At 45.0% G+C, this 18,188-nt stretch carries 21 protein-coding genes; 20 read left to right on the forward strand and 1 reads right to left on the reverse strand.

Annotated features, from left to right (window positions below):
* Positions 1–5 precede the first annotated feature (5 nt).
* The 5 genes from secD to ACRRSY_RS07005 all read left to right on the forward strand — a co-directional run bounded on the left by secD (position 6) and on the right by ACRRSY_RS07005 (position 4,556).
* A complete protein-coding gene (secD, locus tag ACRRSY_RS06985; protein WP_432453906.1) occupies positions 6–1,859 on the forward strand; it encodes a protein translocase subunit SecD in 1,854 nt (617 codons plus the stop codon).
* Between the two features lie 10 nt (positions 1,860–1,869).
* Entirely contained in the window at positions 1,870–2,820 is a 951-nt protein-coding gene (gene secF, locus ACRRSY_RS06990; protein WP_432453905.1) for a protein translocase subunit SecF, read from the forward strand.
* A gap of 44 nt (positions 2,821–2,864) precedes the next feature.
* Positions 2,865–3,236, forward strand: coding sequence for a rhodanese-like domain-containing protein (locus ACRRSY_RS06995; protein ID WP_432453904.1), 372 nt, complete (start codon positions 2,865–2,867; stop codon positions 3,234–3,236).
* 1 nt (position 3,237) lies between these two features.
* The gene (locus ACRRSY_RS07000; RefSeq protein ID WP_432453903.1) at positions 3,238–3,507 is read left to right on the forward strand and encodes a hypothetical protein; all 270 of its coding nucleotides are present in this window, start codon (positions 3,238–3,240) and stop codon (positions 3,505–3,507) included.
* A 680-nt stretch (positions 3,508–4,187) separates the two neighbouring features.
* Entirely contained in the window at positions 4,188–4,556 is a 369-nt protein-coding gene (locus tag ACRRSY_RS07005) for a 2Fe-2S iron-sulfur cluster-binding protein (protein WP_432453902.1), read from the forward strand.
* A gap of 103 nt (positions 4,557–4,659) precedes the next feature.
* Here the strand turns inward: ACRRSY_RS07005 and suhB are convergent, their stop codons facing one another.
* Positions 4,660–5,463 carry an inositol-1-monophosphatase gene (gene suhB, locus ACRRSY_RS07010; protein WP_432453901.1) on the reverse strand — a complete coding sequence of 268 codons (804 nt, stop codon included), beginning with the start codon at positions 5,461–5,463 and terminating at the stop codon, positions 4,660–4,662.
* A 181-nt stretch (positions 5,464–5,644) separates the two neighbouring features.
* On the opposite strand from suhB, the gene trmJ reads away from it, so the two are divergent.
* From trmJ to ispG, 15 genes are all read left to right on the forward strand, one after another.
* Positions 5,645–6,379 (forward strand): tRNA (cytosine(32)/uridine(32)-2'-O)-methyltransferase TrmJ, encoded by a 735-nt coding sequence (gene trmJ, locus ACRRSY_RS07015; RefSeq protein WP_432458983.1) that lies wholly within the window; start codon positions 5,645–5,647, stop codon positions 6,377–6,379.
* An 89-nt stretch (positions 6,380–6,468) separates the two neighbouring features.
* Positions 6,469–6,942: a Fe-S cluster assembly transcriptional regulator IscR gene (gene iscR / locus ACRRSY_RS07020; protein ID WP_432453899.1), complete on the forward strand. Its 474-nt coding sequence runs from the start codon at positions 6,469–6,471 to the stop codon at positions 6,940–6,942.
* Positions 6,943–6,978: 36 nt separating this feature from the next.
* Entirely contained in the window at positions 6,979–8,193 is a 1,215-nt protein-coding gene (locus tag ACRRSY_RS07025) for an IscS subfamily cysteine desulfurase (RefSeq protein WP_432453898.1), read from the forward strand.
* Between the two features lie 31 nt (positions 8,194–8,224).
* Positions 8,225–8,608, forward strand: a complete 384-nt coding sequence (gene iscU, locus ACRRSY_RS07030) for a Fe-S cluster assembly scaffold IscU (RefSeq protein WP_432453897.1) — start codon at positions 8,225–8,227, stop codon at positions 8,606–8,608.
* Positions 8,609–8,625: 17 nt separating this feature from the next.
* Complete coding sequence (gene iscA, locus ACRRSY_RS07035) at positions 8,626–8,949, forward strand: iron-sulfur cluster assembly protein IscA (RefSeq protein WP_432453896.1); 324 nt, start codon at positions 8,626–8,628, stop codon at positions 8,947–8,949.
* A 12-nt stretch (positions 8,950–8,961) separates the two neighbouring features.
* On the forward strand, positions 8,962–9,480 hold the full coding sequence (hscB, locus tag ACRRSY_RS07040) for a co-chaperone HscB (protein ID WP_432453895.1): 519 nt from the start codon (positions 8,962–8,964) through the stop codon (positions 9,478–9,480).
* A 5-nt stretch (positions 9,481–9,485) separates the two neighbouring features.
* On the forward strand, positions 9,486–11,339 hold the full coding sequence (hscA, locus tag ACRRSY_RS07045; protein WP_432464671.1) for a Fe-S protein assembly chaperone HscA: 1,854 nt from the start codon (positions 9,486–9,488) through the stop codon (positions 11,337–11,339).
* A gap of 1 nt (position 11,340) precedes the next feature.
* A complete protein-coding gene (fdx, locus tag ACRRSY_RS07050) occupies positions 11,341–11,679 on the forward strand; it encodes an ISC system 2Fe-2S type ferredoxin (protein WP_432453893.1) in 339 nt (112 codons plus the stop codon).
* 10 nt (positions 11,680–11,689) lie between these two features.
* Positions 11,690–11,890 carry a Fe-S cluster assembly protein IscX gene (gene iscX, locus ACRRSY_RS07055; RefSeq protein WP_432453892.1) on the forward strand — a complete coding sequence of 67 codons (201 nt, stop codon included), beginning with the start codon at positions 11,690–11,692 and terminating at the stop codon, positions 11,888–11,890.
* A 211-nt stretch (positions 11,891–12,101) separates the two neighbouring features.
* Positions 12,102–13,391, forward strand: coding sequence for an aminopeptidase PepB (pepB, locus tag ACRRSY_RS07060; RefSeq protein WP_432464672.1), 1,290 nt, complete (start codon positions 12,102–12,104; stop codon positions 13,389–13,391).
* Positions 13,392–13,593: 202 nt separating this feature from the next.
* Complete coding sequence (gene ndk, locus ACRRSY_RS07065; protein ID WP_432453890.1) at positions 13,594–14,019, forward strand: nucleoside-diphosphate kinase; 426 nt, start codon at positions 13,594–13,596, stop codon at positions 14,017–14,019.
* A 154-nt stretch (positions 14,020–14,173) separates the two neighbouring features.
* Positions 14,174–15,292, forward strand: a complete 1,119-nt coding sequence (locus tag ACRRSY_RS07070) for a bifunctional tRNA (adenosine(37)-C2)-methyltransferase TrmG/ribosomal RNA large subunit methyltransferase RlmN (RefSeq protein WP_432453889.1) — start codon at positions 14,174–14,176, stop codon at positions 15,290–15,292.
* 22 nt (positions 15,293–15,314) lie between these two features.
* Positions 15,315–16,088 (forward strand): type IV pilus biogenesis/stability protein PilW, encoded by a 774-nt coding sequence (gene pilW / locus ACRRSY_RS07075; protein WP_432464673.1) that lies wholly within the window; start codon positions 15,315–15,317, stop codon positions 16,086–16,088.
* Positions 16,078–17,064, forward strand: a complete 987-nt coding sequence (rodZ, locus tag ACRRSY_RS07080; RefSeq protein WP_432464674.1) for a cytoskeleton protein RodZ — start codon at positions 16,078–16,080, stop codon at positions 17,062–17,064. The genes pilW and rodZ overlap by 11 nt, the downstream gene beginning before the upstream one ends.
* Before the next feature lie 22 nt (positions 17,065–17,086).
* Positions 17,087–18,184 carry a flavodoxin-dependent (E)-4-hydroxy-3-methylbut-2-enyl-diphosphate synthase gene (gene ispG / locus ACRRSY_RS07085; RefSeq protein WP_432464675.1) on the forward strand — a complete coding sequence of 366 codons (1,098 nt, stop codon included), beginning with the start codon at positions 17,087–17,089 and terminating at the stop codon, positions 18,182–18,184.
* The last annotated feature ends 4 nt before the right edge of the window (positions 18,185–18,188 follow it).

Here is an 18,188-nt window from a genome sequence, read left to right on the forward strand (position 1 = left end):
TTATTTTGTTAAACAAATACCCGTGGTGGAAGAATTGGATGGTGATCGTTTTGATCGCCATCGGTTTTCTTTACGCCATGCCAAACTTATACGGTGAGGATCCTGCCGTACAAGTATCAGGCACTCGGGGCGCTCAAGTTGAGTTAGCCCAACTAGATGAGATTCGAAATTACCTTACGCAGCAGTCCATCGATTTTCGCTCTGTTGGCTTTGAAAATGGACTCGCTTTGGTGCGTTTGCGCAACGATGCTGACCAGCTTAAGGTAAAGAGTTTATTACATGATTTGCTTGGTGAAGATTATGTTGTTGCCCTAAACCTTGCCCCTGCAACACCCGGTTGGCTAGATGCCATTGGTGCAGGACCGCTTAAACTCGGTCTGGATTTACGTGGTGGTGTGCACTTTTTGATGGAAGTGGACATGAAAGCGGCCATTAGCAAGGCGCAAGAGGGAATGATTCAAGATTTCCGTACCGATCTTCGCGGCGAAAAATTACGTTATTCTGGGGTTCGTTCACAAGGTGAGGCTGTGGTGGTTAGTTTCCGCGATCAAGCCACTTTGGATAAAGCCGTTAGCTTCTTAAATCGCAAATATAAAGAGTATCAAATCTCTGATATTAGTGAGGGTGAACAGTTTCGTTTGAGTGCGAAAATGACCGAGCAGAAGTTGAAAGAAACTCGAGAATATGCGCTGCAGCAAAACATCACGATTATCCGTAACCGGGTAAACGAGTTAGGTGTTGCTGAACCGCAAGTTCAACGTCAAGGTTCCGATCGGATTGTGGTGCAGCTACCTGGTGTTCAAGATACTGCTCGCGCGAAAGAAATTTTGGGTGCGACAGCGACTTTAGAATTCAGAATGGTCAACGTAGACGCTGATGTTCGTGATGCGATGGTCGGTCGAGTGCCACCAGGATCGCAATTGGCGAAACGAGTTGATGGTTCACCTGTGGTGCTAAAAAACCAAGTAATCCTCACCGGCGATCATATTGTTGGCGCACAGTCAGGCTTTGATGAATACAGTCGACCTCAGGTGAATATTAGCCTCGATAGTCAAGGTGGCAGCAAGATGGCCGCATTTACTAAAGATAATGTGGGTCAATCTATGGCAACGTTATTCATCGAGTACAAGCCGACAGGCAAGAAAGATGAAGAGGGTAAGTCAATACTGAAACGTCAGGAAGAAGTGATTAACGTTGCAACTATCCAATCTCGTTTGGGACGTAGCTTCCGGATCACCGGCATTGACTCACCAGCAGAAGCTAAAAATCTAGCCTTGTTATTGCGAGCAGGCGCCTTGATTGCTCCGATCCAAATTGTTGAAGAACGTACTGTTGGGCCAAGCCTTGGTCAGGACAATATCGATAAAGGTTTCTTAGCGATTGTCTTTGGTTTGATATCCTTGTTGGTGTTTATGCCGCTTTACTATCGTAAGTTTGGCTTGGTTGCGAACTTTGCATTGATTGTGAACGTTGGAATGATTATTGGCTTTATGTCGATGATCCCAGGGGCAACTTTAACCTTGCCTGGTATGGCCGGTATTGTATTAACCGTAGGTATGGCGGTGGATGCCAATGTATTGATCTTCGAGCGTATTCGTGAAGAATTAGCCGATGGACGTAGTCCTCAGCAAGCGATTCATCATGGCTACAGTAATGCCTTATCAACCATTTCTGACGCCAATATTACCACCTTCATTACCGCAATCATTTTGTTTGCGATTGGTACGGGTGCAGTGAAAGGCTTCGCGGTGACACTTGCTATTGGTATTGCGACTTCAATGTTTACTGCTATTGTTGGCACCCGCGTGGTGGTTAACTGGATTTGGGGCGGTAAGAAAATAGACAAGCTGTCTATCTAGGAGCAACAACGTGTTTTATTTATTTAAGCCCAAAGGCACGGTGCCCTTTATGGCGCACCGCAAACCATTTATTTGGTTTACCATTTTGTTAATGGTGGCATCGGTGGCCAGTTTAGCCATTAATAAAATCAATTGGGGGCTAGATTTCACCGGTGGTACGTTGATTGAAGTTGAGTTTCAACAGCCTGCCGATCTACCCTTAGTTCGTGATGTGATGAGCAAGAACGGATATCCAGACATTGTGGCACAGTACTTTGGTTCGCAAACCCAAGTGTTGTTGCGAATGATGCCTCGTGAAGGTCTAGATAGTCAGCACTTAGGCGACAGTATCATGGGATTGCTGCGCGATCAGGTTGATGCTCAGGTGCAAATGCGCCGAATTGAGTTCGTTGGCCCAACGGTTGGAAAAGAGTTAGCTGAGCAAGGCGGTTTGGCGATTATTGCTGCGCTGGCTTGTATTTTGCTCTATGTGGCAATGCGCTTTGAATGGCGTATGGCTGTGGGGGCGGTACTCGCACTGGGACACGATGTGATTGCTACTTTAGGTTTGTTCTCCTTCTTGCAGTTGGAGTTTGACCTAACCGTGATCGCGGCCTTATTAACCGTGGTGGGTTACTCACTGAACGATACCATCGTGGTATCGGACCGGATCCGTGAGAACTTCCGTAAATTGCGTAAGGGTGATCCAGTTGAAATTATTGATGTTTCGCTGACTCAAACCTTTAATCGGACCATCGTAACTTCTTTAACCACGATTATGGTATTAATATCGTTGTTCGTATTGGGCGGTTCGTTAATTCATAACTTTGCTACTGCATTGTTATTTGGTGTGTTTATTGGTACCCACTCGTCGATATACGTCGCTAGTACGCTGGCCTTGTACTTAGGAATTAAGAAAGAAGACTTTATGCCTAAGGAGCTGGAAGAAAAAGAAGGCGCCGACCAAGACCCCATCATGTAGTCACATAAACCCGCCGCTGGCGGGTTTTTTTTAAGGAGAAAAAAATGGCTCACAATCCGCGGTTTTTAGCTTTGGTCGATGACTGTCGTCGTCGTATCAAAGAATGTGATGTGCATCAGGTAAAGCAGTGGCTCGACCAAGGTTTGGCTTTTCATTTGATTGATAATCGTGAACAGGACGAATGGCAGAAAAGCCGCATTCCGGGAGCTCAATACATGGGGCGAGGGATTTTGGAACGTGATATTGAGCAAGTGATTCCCGAGTTAGATAGTATGATTGTTATTTACTGTGGGGGCGGTTTTCGTTCGGCCTTAAGTGCCGATAATTTGGTCAAAATGGGGTATACCCAAGTCATCTCTATGGACGGCGGGATCCGCGGTTGGCGAGAAGCGAATTATCCCTTAGAGGAGTCATAAGATGTCAGCGCTTGCGACGACCATGATTTATGCCTTTGATGTTGCAGAACAGACTCATTATTACTTTGATCAAAGCGAAGCCAACCAGGCTTATGCGAAAGCTGAGTTAGCGGTGGAACACCCGGACTGGCGCGAGCCAATGACCGTTCTTGAACTACTGGAAATCAAAGATGCACTGCTGGGCGAGTTTGTTAAGCGTATCGCTTTTTTGGAGCTGCAGTTAGAGCGTGTTGAGATGGGTAGTGATAGTTTTGATTTAGATGCTGATTAGACGCGCGAAATACTTTTCCTTCATTTCAGCTAAATAACCTTGGTTAAATCGCTTCGGTAAGGCTTAACCAAGTTATTATCTTATTTTACTGCTGCCTCCCTTGGCTTATTTTTACAATGTTGTACCGATACCTGCTTTAGCATTTATTACCGACATCGAGACTTTAATATTGCCAATTTATATTCATCTGGATTGTCGTTTTTAGAGCATTTTGTCTGTTTGAAGCTAATCCTCTTGCGAGTCCCACATTAAGCCTCAATCAATATCCTTTTGGTGGGGACCCGCATCCTATCGATGGCATTTTTATGATGTTGTTTTAAATACAAATTCTATATTTCTACGAAACACCACCTGAACTGTGCGCGAAATTCGCCACTGGCTTAGCATTTGCAATGAGCGAAGGGCTATTTGAGTACCTGGTTTATGTGTCTGAATGACTTGGCTGAGAACTGCTGGATAAGCGTTTTAGCTTAATCGCAATTGGAGCTGGATGTGGTCGTAAATGAGTGTCATCTAGTATGTCGATCGCGTGATGACGCGCTGCGTTCTATCTGGAAGGGAGTCTAATATTTTCACTCTCAGCCGGTAAGGGGCCGCTCATCACTGGTGACGATGGTCGCTTGGGGGCATCTAATTGGACTCAAATGAGCAGTCTTTTAATTACTTACAAGGAATGTTGTATGGCTACTGTGTATTTTTCTTCGCCAGTGATGCGTAAGAACAAGAAAGTAACGGCGGTTGCAGGTAAGCGTGATGCGTTGCTAGGTTTAGCGGAAGATCATGGGGTGAAAATTCCCCACGAATGTAAAGATGGGCGTTGTGGCTCATGTTTGGTGGAAGTGACCCATTTAGATGGTGATCATATTAAAGGTGCTATGTTGACAGATAAAGAACGGGAGGGGCTTAAGAGTATTGGTAAACTATCTGAAAAAGATGCTGAACGTGCATCTGTGAGCGATATGCCACCAAAGTATCGCTTAGCGTGTCAGGCGATAGTGACCGATGAAGATGTATTGGTGAAGTTCACCGGAGAACCAGGAGGAGCTTAGTGCTACTGATGCTGCTAAGCGATTTGGCAGTGGGTCGAACGGTTTGAAGGATTTAAAAAACCAGTTGTGATTAACAACTGGTTTTTATTGCTCGGATATGTGTTTAAGCTTTAATTGCATCGGTTAAATGAGGACGAATGCAAGCCAACATATGTTTGAGTACCTTGGGACTTGCACAAACGACATTACCGCTTTGGTAAAATTCAGTATTACCGACAAAGTCTGTCACTATTGCGCCAGCTTCACGAGCGATTAACTCTCCTGCGGCGATGTCCCAAGGTTTTAGGTTTAATTCGAAGAAACCATCGTGGCGGCCAGCAGCCACATAGGCAAGATCAAGCGCTGCCGAACCCGTGCGGCGAATATCGCTGCATTCGGCGAAAATTGCGGCGAACATCGGCAGATAACTTTCAATGTAGTGTTTGCGCTTAAACGGAAAGCCAGTAGCTATGAGGGTGTTTTCAAGATCTTTTGCTTTGTTTACCCGCAAGCGGTAGCCATTCAGTTGAGCACCTTTACCACGAGAGGCCGCGAATAACTCATTTCGCAGGGGATCATATACGACGCCGTGTTCGGTTTTACCGCGGACACGTAGTGCAATAGAAATGGAAAAGTGAGGAATTCCTTTGATAAAATTGGTGGTTCCATCCAATGGGTCGATGACCCACTGGTATTCATCATCCTTGCCTGTACTTACGCCGCTTTCTTCCGCAATGATCGAATGATCAGGGAAAGCGTTACGTAGCGTGTCGATAATCGTTTTTTCGGCCGCTTTATCAACATTCGTAACGTAGTCGTTAGCACCTTTAGTTGTTGTTTCTATTTTGTCTAACTGTGCGTAAGCTTGAGTTACGACTTTGCCTGCGTTTCGCGCAGCGCGAATCGCAATATTTAGCATAGCATGCATGAATTACCACCAATTTGTAGAAAGAACATTAAATAACCGCCGGATTATAGAGAATCACTGAAACAAACTCAATCGATTATAGACCGTGTAGGTGAACTTTTTCCAACTGAGCCGCTACTGGCTGCTCACACAGAGGCTATGTTACAATCGGCGGCATCAAATTTAGGGTGAAGTAATCATAATGTTGGAAAATGTTCGAGTGGTTTTAGTAGGCACCAGCCATAGTGGTAATATTGGTTCTGCAGCTAGAGCTATGAAAACCATGGGGATCAGTCAGTTATATTTAGTGGCCCCGCAAGCCGAAATTGATGGTAAGTCGGTGGCCTTATCCGCTGGGGCTTCAGATGTTCTGGGCGGTACCACTATCGTTGATGAATTAGCGGATGCCGTTGCCGATTGTCAGTTAGTCATTGGCGCAAGTGCTCGTTCTCGGACTTTAGATTGGCCAATGGTCGATGGCCGAGAAGCCGGAGTTAAATTGGCAACAGAAGCACAGCAAGGTCAAGTGGCAATTGTATTTGGTCGAGAAAGTAGTGGCTTAAATAATACTGAGTTACAGCAGTGCCATTTTCATGTTTGTGTCCCAGCCAATCCCGAATACAGTTCTTTGAATTTGGCGATGGCAGTACAATTACTCAGTTATGAAGTAAGAATGGCTCATCTAGAATTACAAAATACCTATACTTCGAGCGATGTTGTCGTGGACTACCCGCATGCCGATGACTTAGAGCGATTTTATCAACACTTTGAGCAAAGTATCGCCGACAGTGGATTCATTATTAAACCTCACCCCGGTAAAGTAATGGAAAAAGTCCGTCGAATGTTTAACCGTATTCGCATGGAAAAACAAGAGCTTAATGTGATGCGTGGCATTTTGACTTCGTTCGATAAACATATCCCTAAGTCTGAAAAATAAACCTGAGTAATGCATAGGGTTTTATACTTGACTAAAACAGTAGGGTATGAAAAGATTGTGCGCAAGTTCACGCGATAAATAGGTTGATTATGCGCTTAACGTCTAAGGGACGATATGCTGTTACAGCGATGCTTGACGTTGCTCTGCATATGGAAGATGGTCCGGTTTCTTTGGCTGATATTTCTGAGAGGCAAGGGATTTCTTTGTCTTATTTGGAACAGCTTTTTTCAAAGTTACGCAAACAAGGTTTAGTGAGCAGCGTGCGGGGTCCTGGCGGTGGTTATCGTTTAGGGATGGATGCCGATGACATTGCTGTTGGGATGGTGATCCATGCCGTGGATGAGTCGATTGATGCGACTCGTTGTTTAGGCACTGCTGACTGTAAAGGGGGGAAACCCTGTTTAACCCACTCGCTTTGGAATGATCTGAGTGAGCGTATCGCCGATTTTCTGGATAACATCAGTTTAGGTGGATTAATGCGAGAACGGCAAATCGCCAATCTGGCGCTTAGTCAAGACCAATCCAAACATGTTGATACCAATACCATACAAATTAGTTTATGAGGCTTGGCTTGCGCCGAGTTGTAATGGAGAACTTTAATGAAATTGCCAATTTATCTTGATTATTCAGCAACCACTCCCGTCGATCCTCGAGTTGCTGAAAAGATGATGCAGTACCTAAGTGTCGATGGCGTATACGGTAATCCCGCATCTCGTTCCCATCGATTTGGTTGGCAGGCTGAAGAGGCTGTCGATATTGCGCGTAACCAAGTCGCCGAACTGGTGAATGCCGACCCTCGTGAGATTGTGTTTACCTCTGGTGCGACCGAATCAAATAACCTTGCCATTAAAGGTGCTGCACACTTCTATAGTAAAAAGGGCAAGCACGTTATTACCTGTAAAACAGAACATAAGGCTGTGCTAGATACATGTCGTCAGCTAGAGCGAGAAGGTTTTGAGCTTACTTATCTAGAACCAGAAAGTAATGGCATTATTGATTTGTCGAAGTTAAACGATGCGATGCGTGATGACACGGTATTAGTCAGCATCATGCATGTTAATAATGAAATCGGTGTTATTCAAGACATTCAGGCCATTGGTGAGTTGTGCCGTTCTCGTAAGATTTTATTCCATGTTGATGCGGCCCAAAGTGCGGGTAAAATTGACATTAATCTGCAAGCTTTACCAGTGGATATGATGTCTTTTTCGGCGCATAAGGTTTATGGACCAAAGGGCATTGGTGCCTTGTATGTTCAACGTAAACCACGGATCCGCTTAGAAGCACAAATGCATGGCGGTGGTCATGAACGCGGTATGCGCTCAGGCACCTTACCAACTCATCAAATAGTCGGTATGGGGGAAGCGTTTGCGATTGCCAAACGAGAAATGGCTAAAGATGAAGAACATCTTCATGCACTAAGAGACCGTTTCTGGGCTGGTATTAAAGATATCGAAGAAACCTACATCAACGGTGATTTTGAGCAGCGAGTGGTTGGTAACTTAAACGTGAGTTTTGCGTATGTAGAAGGCGAATCATTGATTATGGCCTTGAAAGATTTGGCGGTATCTTCAGGTTCAGCATGTACTTCAGCAAGCTTAGAGCCCTCTTATGTACTTCGAGCGCTAGGCCTTGATGATGAATTAGCCCACAGCTCGATTCGTTTTTCCTTTGGCCGTTTCACGACCGAAGAAGAAATAGATTATGCAGTGAAAGTAATTAATGAAGGAATTGGGCGTCTCCGCGATATGTCTCCACTTTGGGACATGTTTAAAGACGGAGTAGACCTGAGTCAGGTCGAGTGGGCACACCACTAAGCACAATCATTAACGGATTTGGAGAAATATCATGGCTTATAGTGAAAAGGTAATCGATCATTACGAAAACCCAAGAAATGTTGGTGCTTTCGAAGACAAAGAGGACAATCATATCGGTACGGGTATGGTTGGGGCACCTGCTTGTGGTGACGTGATGAAACTACAATTAAAAGTGAGTGATAGTGGTATTATTGAAGACGCGCGTTTCAAAACTTATGGCTGTGGTTCAGCGATTGCGTCAAGCTCATTGGTAACAGAGTGGGTAAAGGGCAAAAGTTTAGCTGAAGCAGAAACGCTGAAGAATACTGATATCGCAGAAGAGTTAGCCTTACCGCCAGTGAAAATCCACTGTTCTATTTTAGCGGAAGATGCTATCAAAGCGGCGATAGCCGATTATAAAAAGAAAAACGCTTAATCGATAAAGGAGCCAGTATGGCTGTATCATTAACCGAAGCTGCAGCAAGCCACGTGAGTCAGTTCTTGGGTAATCGAGGTGTCGGTAAAGGGGTGCGCTTAGGCGTGAAAACCTCAGGATGTTCAGGAATGGCTTACATTTTGGAGTTTGTTGACCAGTTAGCTGAAGACGACAAAGTTTTCCAAAGCCATGGCGTGAATGTGATTGTTGACGAAAAGAGCTTACTTTACATTGATGGCACTGAATTGGATTTTGTTAAAGAAGGCTTAAATGAAGGCTTTGTATTTAATAATCCCAATATATCCGGAGAGTGTGGCTGCGGAGAGAGCTTTAGCGTTTAAATGGAATACGCTATGAATTATTTCGAAATGTTCTCTCTAAAGCCTTCAAATCAGCTAGACCTGCAAGGTTTAGCTGCTTGTTATAGAGAGCTACAACAGAAGTTTCATCCCGATAAGTTTGTGGTTGATGACGCTGAAGCGCAAGCCCTTGCAATGCAACGGGCGACTCAAATTAACGATGCTTATCAAACCTTAAAAGACCCTTTATTGCGGGCACAATATTTGTTGAGTTTGCAGGGCGTTGAAATAGCGGGTGAGCAACAAACCATTAATGACATTGAGTTTTTGATGAGTCAGATTGAACTGCGTGAGCAGTTAGCTGAAATTGAAACTGTCAGTGATCCCGAAAAAGCAATCGAAGATTTAAGTAAGTTACTGAAACAAAAGCGAAGTGACTTGAGCTTGAGCTTTGAAAAAGCCTACAATGAGCAGAATTTTGAGTTGGCGGCCGATCTGGTACGTAAACTTAAGTTTTTTGCACGTTTGCAACAACAGTTGCTACAACTCGAAGAAAAGATCCTAGATTATTAGTCACTATGGCATTACTACAAATTGCAGAGCCTGGGCAATCGGCTGTTCCTCATCAACATAAGTTAGCCGTAGGCATTGACTTAGGTACCACAAACTCATTAGTTGCAACTGTTCGCAGTGGTAAAGCGCTGACTTTAGCCGACCATGCCGGCGATATTTTATTACCTTCGGTAGTGCGGTATCTGACGAGTAGCGTTGAGGTGGGTAAGTTGGCAAAAGCTCAAGCCGTCACCGACCCGTATAACACCATTACTTCAGTTAAGCGTTTATTAGGTAAAAGTTTGGCAGAGGTAGAGCAACAAGCTTTACCTTATCACTTTGCCGAGTCTAGTTCTCCCCAGTTACAAACGGTGGCTGGTGTGGTTGATCCGGTGCAAGTCTCCGCGGAAATTTTGAAGTCGCTGGCGCAACGCGCACGAGAATCGCTGCAAGGCGAACCCGATGGGGTGGTGATTACGGTTCCAGCCTATTTTGATGATGCCCAGCGTCAGGGCACAAAAGACGCTGCACAGCTTGCCGGTTTACATGTTCTGCGCTTATTGAATGAACCCACCGCCGCCGCAATTGCTTATGGTTTGGATAGCGGTGATGAAGGCATTATTGCGATCTATGATTTAGGTGGCGGTACTTTTGATATTTCTATCTTACGTTTATCGCAAGGGGTATTTCAGGTCTTGGCGACTGGAGGCGATTCAGCGCTTGGCGGGGATGATTTTGATGATGCCTTAGTCGAATGGATCGCTAGCCAAGCTGGGATTACTCAGCTTAGATCGGCGCAGCTACAACGTGAATTATCACGGATTGCCAATCAACTAAAAATAACTTTAAGTGATCAGTCGGAAGCAGAAGTTTGTTTGCAGATTGAAGGGCTCAACTGGCAGGGAATACTGCGCCGTGAGCAATTTGATGATCTAATTAGTGAGCTGGTGAAACGCACCATTCGCGCCTGTCGCCGTGCCTTACGTGACGCCGAGGTTGAGCTTGAGGAGGTCAGCAATGTGGTGATGGTTGGTGGTTCCACTCGAGTCCCCAAAGTACGGGGTGAGGTGGCTAATTTCTTTGGTAGAACACCCCTGACCAATATCGATCCCGATCAAGTCGTTGCCATTGGTGCTGCGATTCAGGCGGACACTTTGGTGGGCAATAAAAAAGATGACGAGTTATTGTTATTGGACGTAACGCCTTTATCTTTAGGGATAGAAACAATGGGGGGCTTAGTGGAGAAAATTATTCCGCGTAATACCACCATTCCGGTTGCCCGAGCGCAGGAGTTTACTACCTTTAAAGATGGCCAAACTGCGATGGCAGTACATGTTGTGCAGGGCGAGCGTGAACTAGTTGATGATTGCCGTTCATTAGCTAAATTTAACTTAAAAGGGATCCCGCCTTTAGCCGCTGGTGCGGCACACATTCGGGTGACTTTTCAAGTGGATGCCGATGGCCTGTTATCCGTTACAGCGATGGAGAAATCGACCGGGGTTCAATCTTCGGTGGAGGTGAAACCATCTTATGGCTTGGAAGACGAACAAGTCGTTAAAATGCTCAAAGACTCTGTGAGTCATGCCAAACATGACTTATCGATGCGTATGCTACGAGAACAACAGGTGGAAGCGGCTCGTTTTATTAAAGATATGAGTGCAGCTTTAAGCGAAAGCGGCGAGCGCTTGTTGAATGATGATGAACGACAGCAAATACAAGTAGCGATGCAGCACTTACAAGTCGTGGCCCAAAAAGAAGATGTTGCAAATATAGAACAGGCAATTAAACAGCTTGACAGTATTAGCCAAGATTTTGCTGCAAGACGTATGAATGATTCGATTAAACAGGCCTTAACTGGCCAGCAAGTAGACAGGATTTAGTATGCCTAAAGTAATTTTCTTGCCCAATCCGGACTTGTGTCCAGAAGGGGCGGTTGTAGAAGCCAAGTCAGGTGAAACGGTATTAGACGTTGCGCTGCGTGATGGTATTGATATTGAGCATGCTTGTGAGAAATCCTGCGCCTGTACTACCTGTCATGTAATTGTGCGTGAAGGTTTTGATTCTCTCGACGAAAGTGACGAGTTAGAAGATGACATGCTGGATAAGGCATGGGGTCTTGAGCCAGAATCTCGACTCGGTTGTCAGGCCGTTGTGGCCGATGAAGACCTTGTGGTTGAAATCCCTAAATACACCATTAATATGGTATCTGAACAACACTAAGGAGTCGCTTATGGGATTACGATGGATAGATACGCAAGATATTGCGATAGCGCTAGCCGAACGCTTTCCCGAGCAAGATCCGAAACAAGTGAGGTTCACCGATTTACATCAGTGGGTTTGTCAGCTAGAAGATTTTGCTGATGAGCCTCAACATAGCAACGAGCGTATATTGGAAGCGATCATTTTAGCTTGGATGGAAGAGCTAGATTAATACCTATTTGAGGTCAATCTCTGATCTGTTTGCGGGTTAAAATCGATAATAACGACCTTATAAATTTTGTAATTAGAACCAGCAATTACTTCAATTTCTGCTTTGTTACTCCCGATGTTCCGGAAGCTATGATTTGATCATTGTCTTGTCTAGTTTGCTATTTGTATCACCGCAATGGCTTGTTGTCAGATAAATAAATGAGGAAGTATAGATGACCACCGTGTTGGACGTTGTATTATGCGCGAAAGCCGCTCCTGCTCAATGGGGCAATAAAGCATTAATTAGTTTCACAGCAGATCAAGTTATCGTTCATGTCGTTTCAGAAGGCTCGACAAGGCTTCAAGATATTCAAAAAGCCGCGCGTCGCTTAGATGCCCAAGGTTTAAAACACTTGTCACTGATTGGTGACTCGTGGGATCTGGAAGCATGCTGGGCATTCTATCAAGGTTATTATAATGCTAAGCAGGACAATCAATTAGGTGTCGCGGTGCTAAGTGAGCAAGCGCAACATCAGTTTGAAGCTTTAAAAGCAGCAGCTGATTGGACGCGTGCAGTGATTAACCTTGGCCCCGCTGATATTTACCCACAAAGTTTGTGTGATTCTGCGATTGCATTTTTAACTGAGTTGGCACCAAAGCATATTAGCTACCGGATCATTACCGGTGAAGACTTGCTGGAGCAAGGTTGGGTTGGAACTTACACTGTAGGCAAGGGCAGTTGTCAGGCTCCGGCAATGTTGCAGCTTGATTACAATCCGAGTGGCGATGACGATGAACCGGTCACGGTTGCTTTGGTGGGGAAAGGTATCACCTTCGATTCCGGTGGTTACAGCATTAAGCCTTCCGATGGCATGTCGGTAATGAAGAGCGATATGGGAGGCGCTGCCACCGTAACTGGTGGCCTAGGGCTGGCTATTGCTCAGGGCTTGAATAAACGAGTCAAACTATTTTTGTGCTGTGCTGAAAACTTAGTGTCCAGTAAAGCTTATAAATTAGGCGATGTGATTAATTATAAAAATGGTGTGAGTGTTGAAGTCTTAAACACTGATGCCGAGGGACGTTTAGTTCTCGCAGATGGTTTAATTGCTGCAAGTGAAGTGAAGCCTGGTAAGATCATCGATGCCGCAACTCTTACTGGTGCTGCTAAAATGGCCTTAGGGCGTGATTATAATGCGGTATTTGGTTTTGATAAAAACTTGGTTGAGCAAGCCTTAGTTGCGGCGAAGGCAGAAGCTGAAATGGCCTGGGCATTGCCACTTGAAGATTTTCATAAGCAACAAATAAGCTCATCTTTTGCTGATATCGCGAATGTTTCTTCTGGTGAAGGGATGGCTGGGGCTTCAACTGCGGCAGCTTTTCTTGCCTATTTCGTAAAGAATGCAGATCAGAATTGGTTACACTTTGATCTATCTGGTTGTTATCAGAAATCGGCTAATAGTCTATGGGCGACTGGTGCTAAAGGCCATGGGATCCGTACTATTGCACGCTTGTTAACTGAGTAGAGCTAACTTATTATCATTGGAGTTGTTTAGCTTTCGAAGCGATTTTTTTGCGATGACGTTTCATTTAAATGAGATTGACTCGAAGAACTGTAACTATCGACATTAATGATGAGCTAACGCTACATGAATAAGCGAAAGTTGATGACGAAAGATAAACAGCCTCTAGAGGTGCTATTAATAAATTTTGCAATGGAGCTGATAAATGGCCTTAGAACGGACTTTTTCTATACTTAAACCCGATGTGGTGGCGAAGAATGCGATTGGTGCAGTTTATGCGCGGATGGAAGCTGCAGGCTTGCGTTTAGTTGCTGCAAAAATGTTGCATTTGACTGAACAGCAAGCGGCTGGTTTTTATGCCGAACATGAGGGACGGCCTTTTTATCAACCACTCATTGATTTTATGACATCCGGACCCATCATGGTACAAGTACTAGAAGGAGAGAATGCAGTGCAGGGCTACCGTGAGTTATTGGGTGCGACCAATCCCGCTGAGGCTGCCGCGGGCACTTTACGTCACGATTTTGGGACTGGCATGCCACCAAACGGAACTCATGGTTCCGACTCACCTGAATCGGCGGCAAGAGAAATCGCTTATTTCTTTGATGATAACGAAATTTGTCCAAGATAAAACGAAAGAGGCTAAGGCCTCTTTTTTAATGGAATGTTACAGGGCGTTTTATCAATATGCCCCAAGCTTAAGGATTAGCGATATTCGCTGGTAATGTGCTGTCATTATTTGTACAATTCGGCGCTTTTTTAATGGTCTGTCGTGGAGTTAGGCGATGAGTGAGACAAAAACAAATTTACTTGATTTTAACCGAGAAGGGCTGCGTCGTTTTTTCGCTGAATTAGGGGAAAAACCATTTCGTGCCGATCAAGTAATGAAGTGGATCTATCACTTTGGTGTAGATAACTTCGACCAAATGAACAATATCAATAAAACTTTGCGTGAAAAACTAAACAAAGTTGCTGAGATAAAAGCGCCGGAAATTAGTACCGAACAGCGTAGCGCTGATGGCACTATTAAATGGGCGATGTTGGTGGCAGGGCAAGAAATTGAAACGGTCTATATTCCTGAGGGTGATAGAGCAACGCTGTGTGTATCTTCGCAAGTAGGTTGTGCTTTAGAATGTACTTTTTGCTCCACTGGACAGCAAGGTTTCAATCGTAATTTAAAAGTCTCTGATATTATTGGTCAAGTGTGGCGAGCAGCGCAAGTGATCGGACACAAAGGTGTTGAAGGGAAACGGCCAATTACTAATGTAGTGATGATGGGCATGGGCGAACCATTGTTAAATTTATCCAATTTAGTTCCCGCGCTGGAATTAATGCTAGATGATAACGGCTATGGCCTAAGTAAACGTCGGGTTACAGTGAGTACTTCTGGCGTGGTACCTGCCTTAGATAAGCTAGGTGATCAGCTTGATGTTGCGTTAGCCATTTCCTTGCATGCCCCTAACGATAAGCTCCGCAGTGAAATTATGCCGATCAATGATAAGTATAATATTGAAGCATTTCTGGCGAGTGTTAAGCGCTATATTGGTAAGTCAAATGCCAACCGTGGCAAGGTTACGGTGGAGTATGTTTTATTGAATCAAGTGAATGACTCAATGGAACAAGCGCATGAATTAGCGGCCTTATTGCGCGACACACCCTGTAAAATTAATTTAATTCCTTTTAACCCTTATCCGGGCTCTCCGTTTACTAAACCGAGCAATAGTCGTGTCGATCGGTTTAGCAAAGTCTTGATGGAATATGGCTCTACCGTGGTCGTGCGAAAGACTCGCGGCGATGATATTGATGCTGCCTGTGGGCAATTGGCGGGTGATGTTGTCGACAGAACCAAAAGAAGCATGAGAAAACGGATGCAACAGCAAGAAATTTCAGTCACAATTCAATAACTAAGCTTATCGAAGGATGAATATGAAACGCTGGCTGTTTTTGCTAATACTAATGTTTTCGGTGACTGCTTGTGTTACTGAGACACGGGTAAATGGCCAAGAAGTTAACAATGACAATCGACAGCTAGATAAAGAAGCCGCGGCTAAAACTCGTATTAGTTTAGCGTTACGTTACTTACAGGCGGGTGATGCCGAACAAGCTAAAAGAAATTTAGAGTTAGCTCAACAGCTCGCGCCTAATTCGGTTGATGTATATGTGGCTCAAGCCCACTTCTATCAGCAGGTTCGCCAACCGGAGCGGGCCATCAGTGCCTATAAAAAAGCGCGCTCAATTGCCCCAAATAATGGAGACGTATTAAATAATTACGGTGTGATGCTATGTAAGCAGCAAGACTACGTGGAAGCGGATAAACTGTTTAAAAAAGCACTCGCAAATCCTGAGTATGTGCAAGTGGCTGGCACCAATGAAAATGCCGGTTTGTGCGCATTAAGTGCGGGGCATATTGATGATGCCTTAGAGTATTTCTCGAATGCCTTAGCCTATAATATTCGTCGCCCAGCGTCCTTATTAGGGACGGTTGAGATTTACTTACAAAAAAATAAACCAGAGCAGGCGCGAATATATTTGCAACGGTATGATAGTATGGCTGAAACCACTGCCGAAAGTGCATTTGCTTGGGTTCGTCTCGAAAATGCCGCAGATAACTTTGCCGAAGAAGCGCGTTGGGGCCTTACCTTGCAACAACAATTTCCGAAATCAGAACAGACAAAACGATATATAGCTAATGACTACTAAAGCAGAATTAGAGCCTACCGAGCTTAGCGAGGATATTGAAGTGCTTAGCCCCGGCCAAATGTTACAGGAAGCGCGGGTTGTGGCCGAATTAAGCCAACAACAGGTGGCGGATCGTTTAAAATTACGGATTCAAGTGGTGATTGATATTGAAGCGGATAGCTTTGACAGCGGTCTATCCACAACGTTTATCAAAGGCTATTTACGCGGCTATGCCCGGCTGGTTAATTTATCTGAAGATCTTGTCTTATCTAGCTATCAGCATTTAAACGCTGCGCAAGAACAACGCACCGAAATGCAAAGTTTTTCTAAGCGAATTAAGCAGGAAACCCATGATAGCCGATTAATGAAGTTCACCTACTTAGTGGCGTTAGGGATTGTTGCACTGTTGGTCATTTGGTGGCTACAAGAAAAGCAACTCGATCCGGTGTTTGGCTCATTGAGTTCTGAAAGTGCCAGCGTCGTTGAGCCAGCTGAATCAAATCATGTCGCTATCGAGCCAAGTAGCGTTGATGCTGAGCGAACATCAGAGATCCAAGCACCATCGGAATCGCAACCCGAAGAGAGCGGTGAGCCGTCAGAGGCTGATGCGTCAGTGATGGTTGTTAAGCAAGACACGTTAGTCTCGGAACCAAGCCCTAAACTTAGCGAGACCAATCAGCTCGCGGAAAAAGAGGATGTGGTGGTAGCGGCTAAGCCTAGCTCAGAGGCGCAAGTGCCGGCAGTGCCAGTCCCGCCGCTGAAGACTTTAGTCATGAATTTTGAAAATGAATGCTGGGTGGAAGTTCGGGACGCAAACGGTAAACGTTTAGTTGCTGCGATTAAGAAACCGGGTGATAGCTTGAAACTTAGCGGTGTTGCACCTTACAGTATTGTTTTGGGGACGGCTGCTGGTGTGAACATTCACTATGGACAAGACAAAATAGACCTTTCTTCATTTAAGCGCGGTAAAGTCGTGCGTATGAATATCCCTCAATAATTAATAAAGACCTTCGAGTATTATGAACCAGCCAAGTCCAATAAAACGTCGTAAATCAACGCAGATTATGGTGGGCAATGTTCCGGTCGGTGGCGATGCCCCGATTTCGGTTCAGTCGATGACTAATACCCGCACCACTGATGTTGATGCAACGGTTGCTCAAATTAATCGTATTGCAGCGGTAGGTGCCGATATCGTGCGTGTTTCGGTACCAACCATGGAGGCTGCAGAAGCGTTTAAGTTGATTAAACAGCGAGTATCGGTCCCACTGGTTGCCGATATTCATTTTGATTATAGAATTGCCCTTAAAGTCGCTGAGTATGGGGTAGATTGTTTACGAATTAACCCCGGTAACATTGGTAACGAGCAGCGTATACGGGCGGTTGTCGATGCAGCTAAAGATCGTAAAATTCCGATCCGGATCGGTGTGAACGGCGGCTCCTTAGAAAAAGATATTCAAGAGAAATATGGTGAGCCAACACCAGAAGCATTGGTTGAATCGGCGATGCGCCATGTGGATATTCTCGATCGATTAAATTTCGATCAATTTAAGGTGAGTGTCAAAGCCTCCGATGTGTTTCTTGCGGTTGGCGCTTATCAAGGCTTAGCGTCTCGCATTGATCAGCCTTTGCATTTAGGGATCACCGAAGCTGGTGGTATGCGCAGTGGCTCTGTGAAGTCGGCCGTGGGCTTAGGTATGTTGTTGGCGCAAGGGATTGGCGATACGCTACGGGTCTCGTTGGCTGCAGATCCAGTTGAAGAGATTAAAGTTGGTTTTGATATTCTTAAATCGCTGCGGATCCGCTCTCGTGGTATTAACTTTATTGCCTGTCCTAGTTGTTCTCGTCAAGAATTTGATGTGATTGCTACGGTCAATGCATTAGAGCAACGCTTAGAAGATGTGGTTACGCCGATGGATGTATCAATTATTGGCTGTGTGGTGAATGGGCCCGGCGAAGCCCTTATTTCTGATCTTGGTATTACAGGTGGTCATAAAAAAAGTGGCTTCTATCAAGATGGGACTCGCCAAAAAGAGCGTTTTGACAATGATAATTTGGTGGATGCGCTCGAAGCAAAAATTCGGGCTCGGATCCCCGTCAAAGATATCAGCGGTCGCTAAACGG

The sequence above is a fragment of the Agarivorans sp. QJM3NY_33 genome (assembly GCF_050870865.2).
Classification (GTDB): Bacteria; Pseudomonadota; Gammaproteobacteria; order Enterobacterales; family Celerinatantimonadaceae; genus Agarivorans.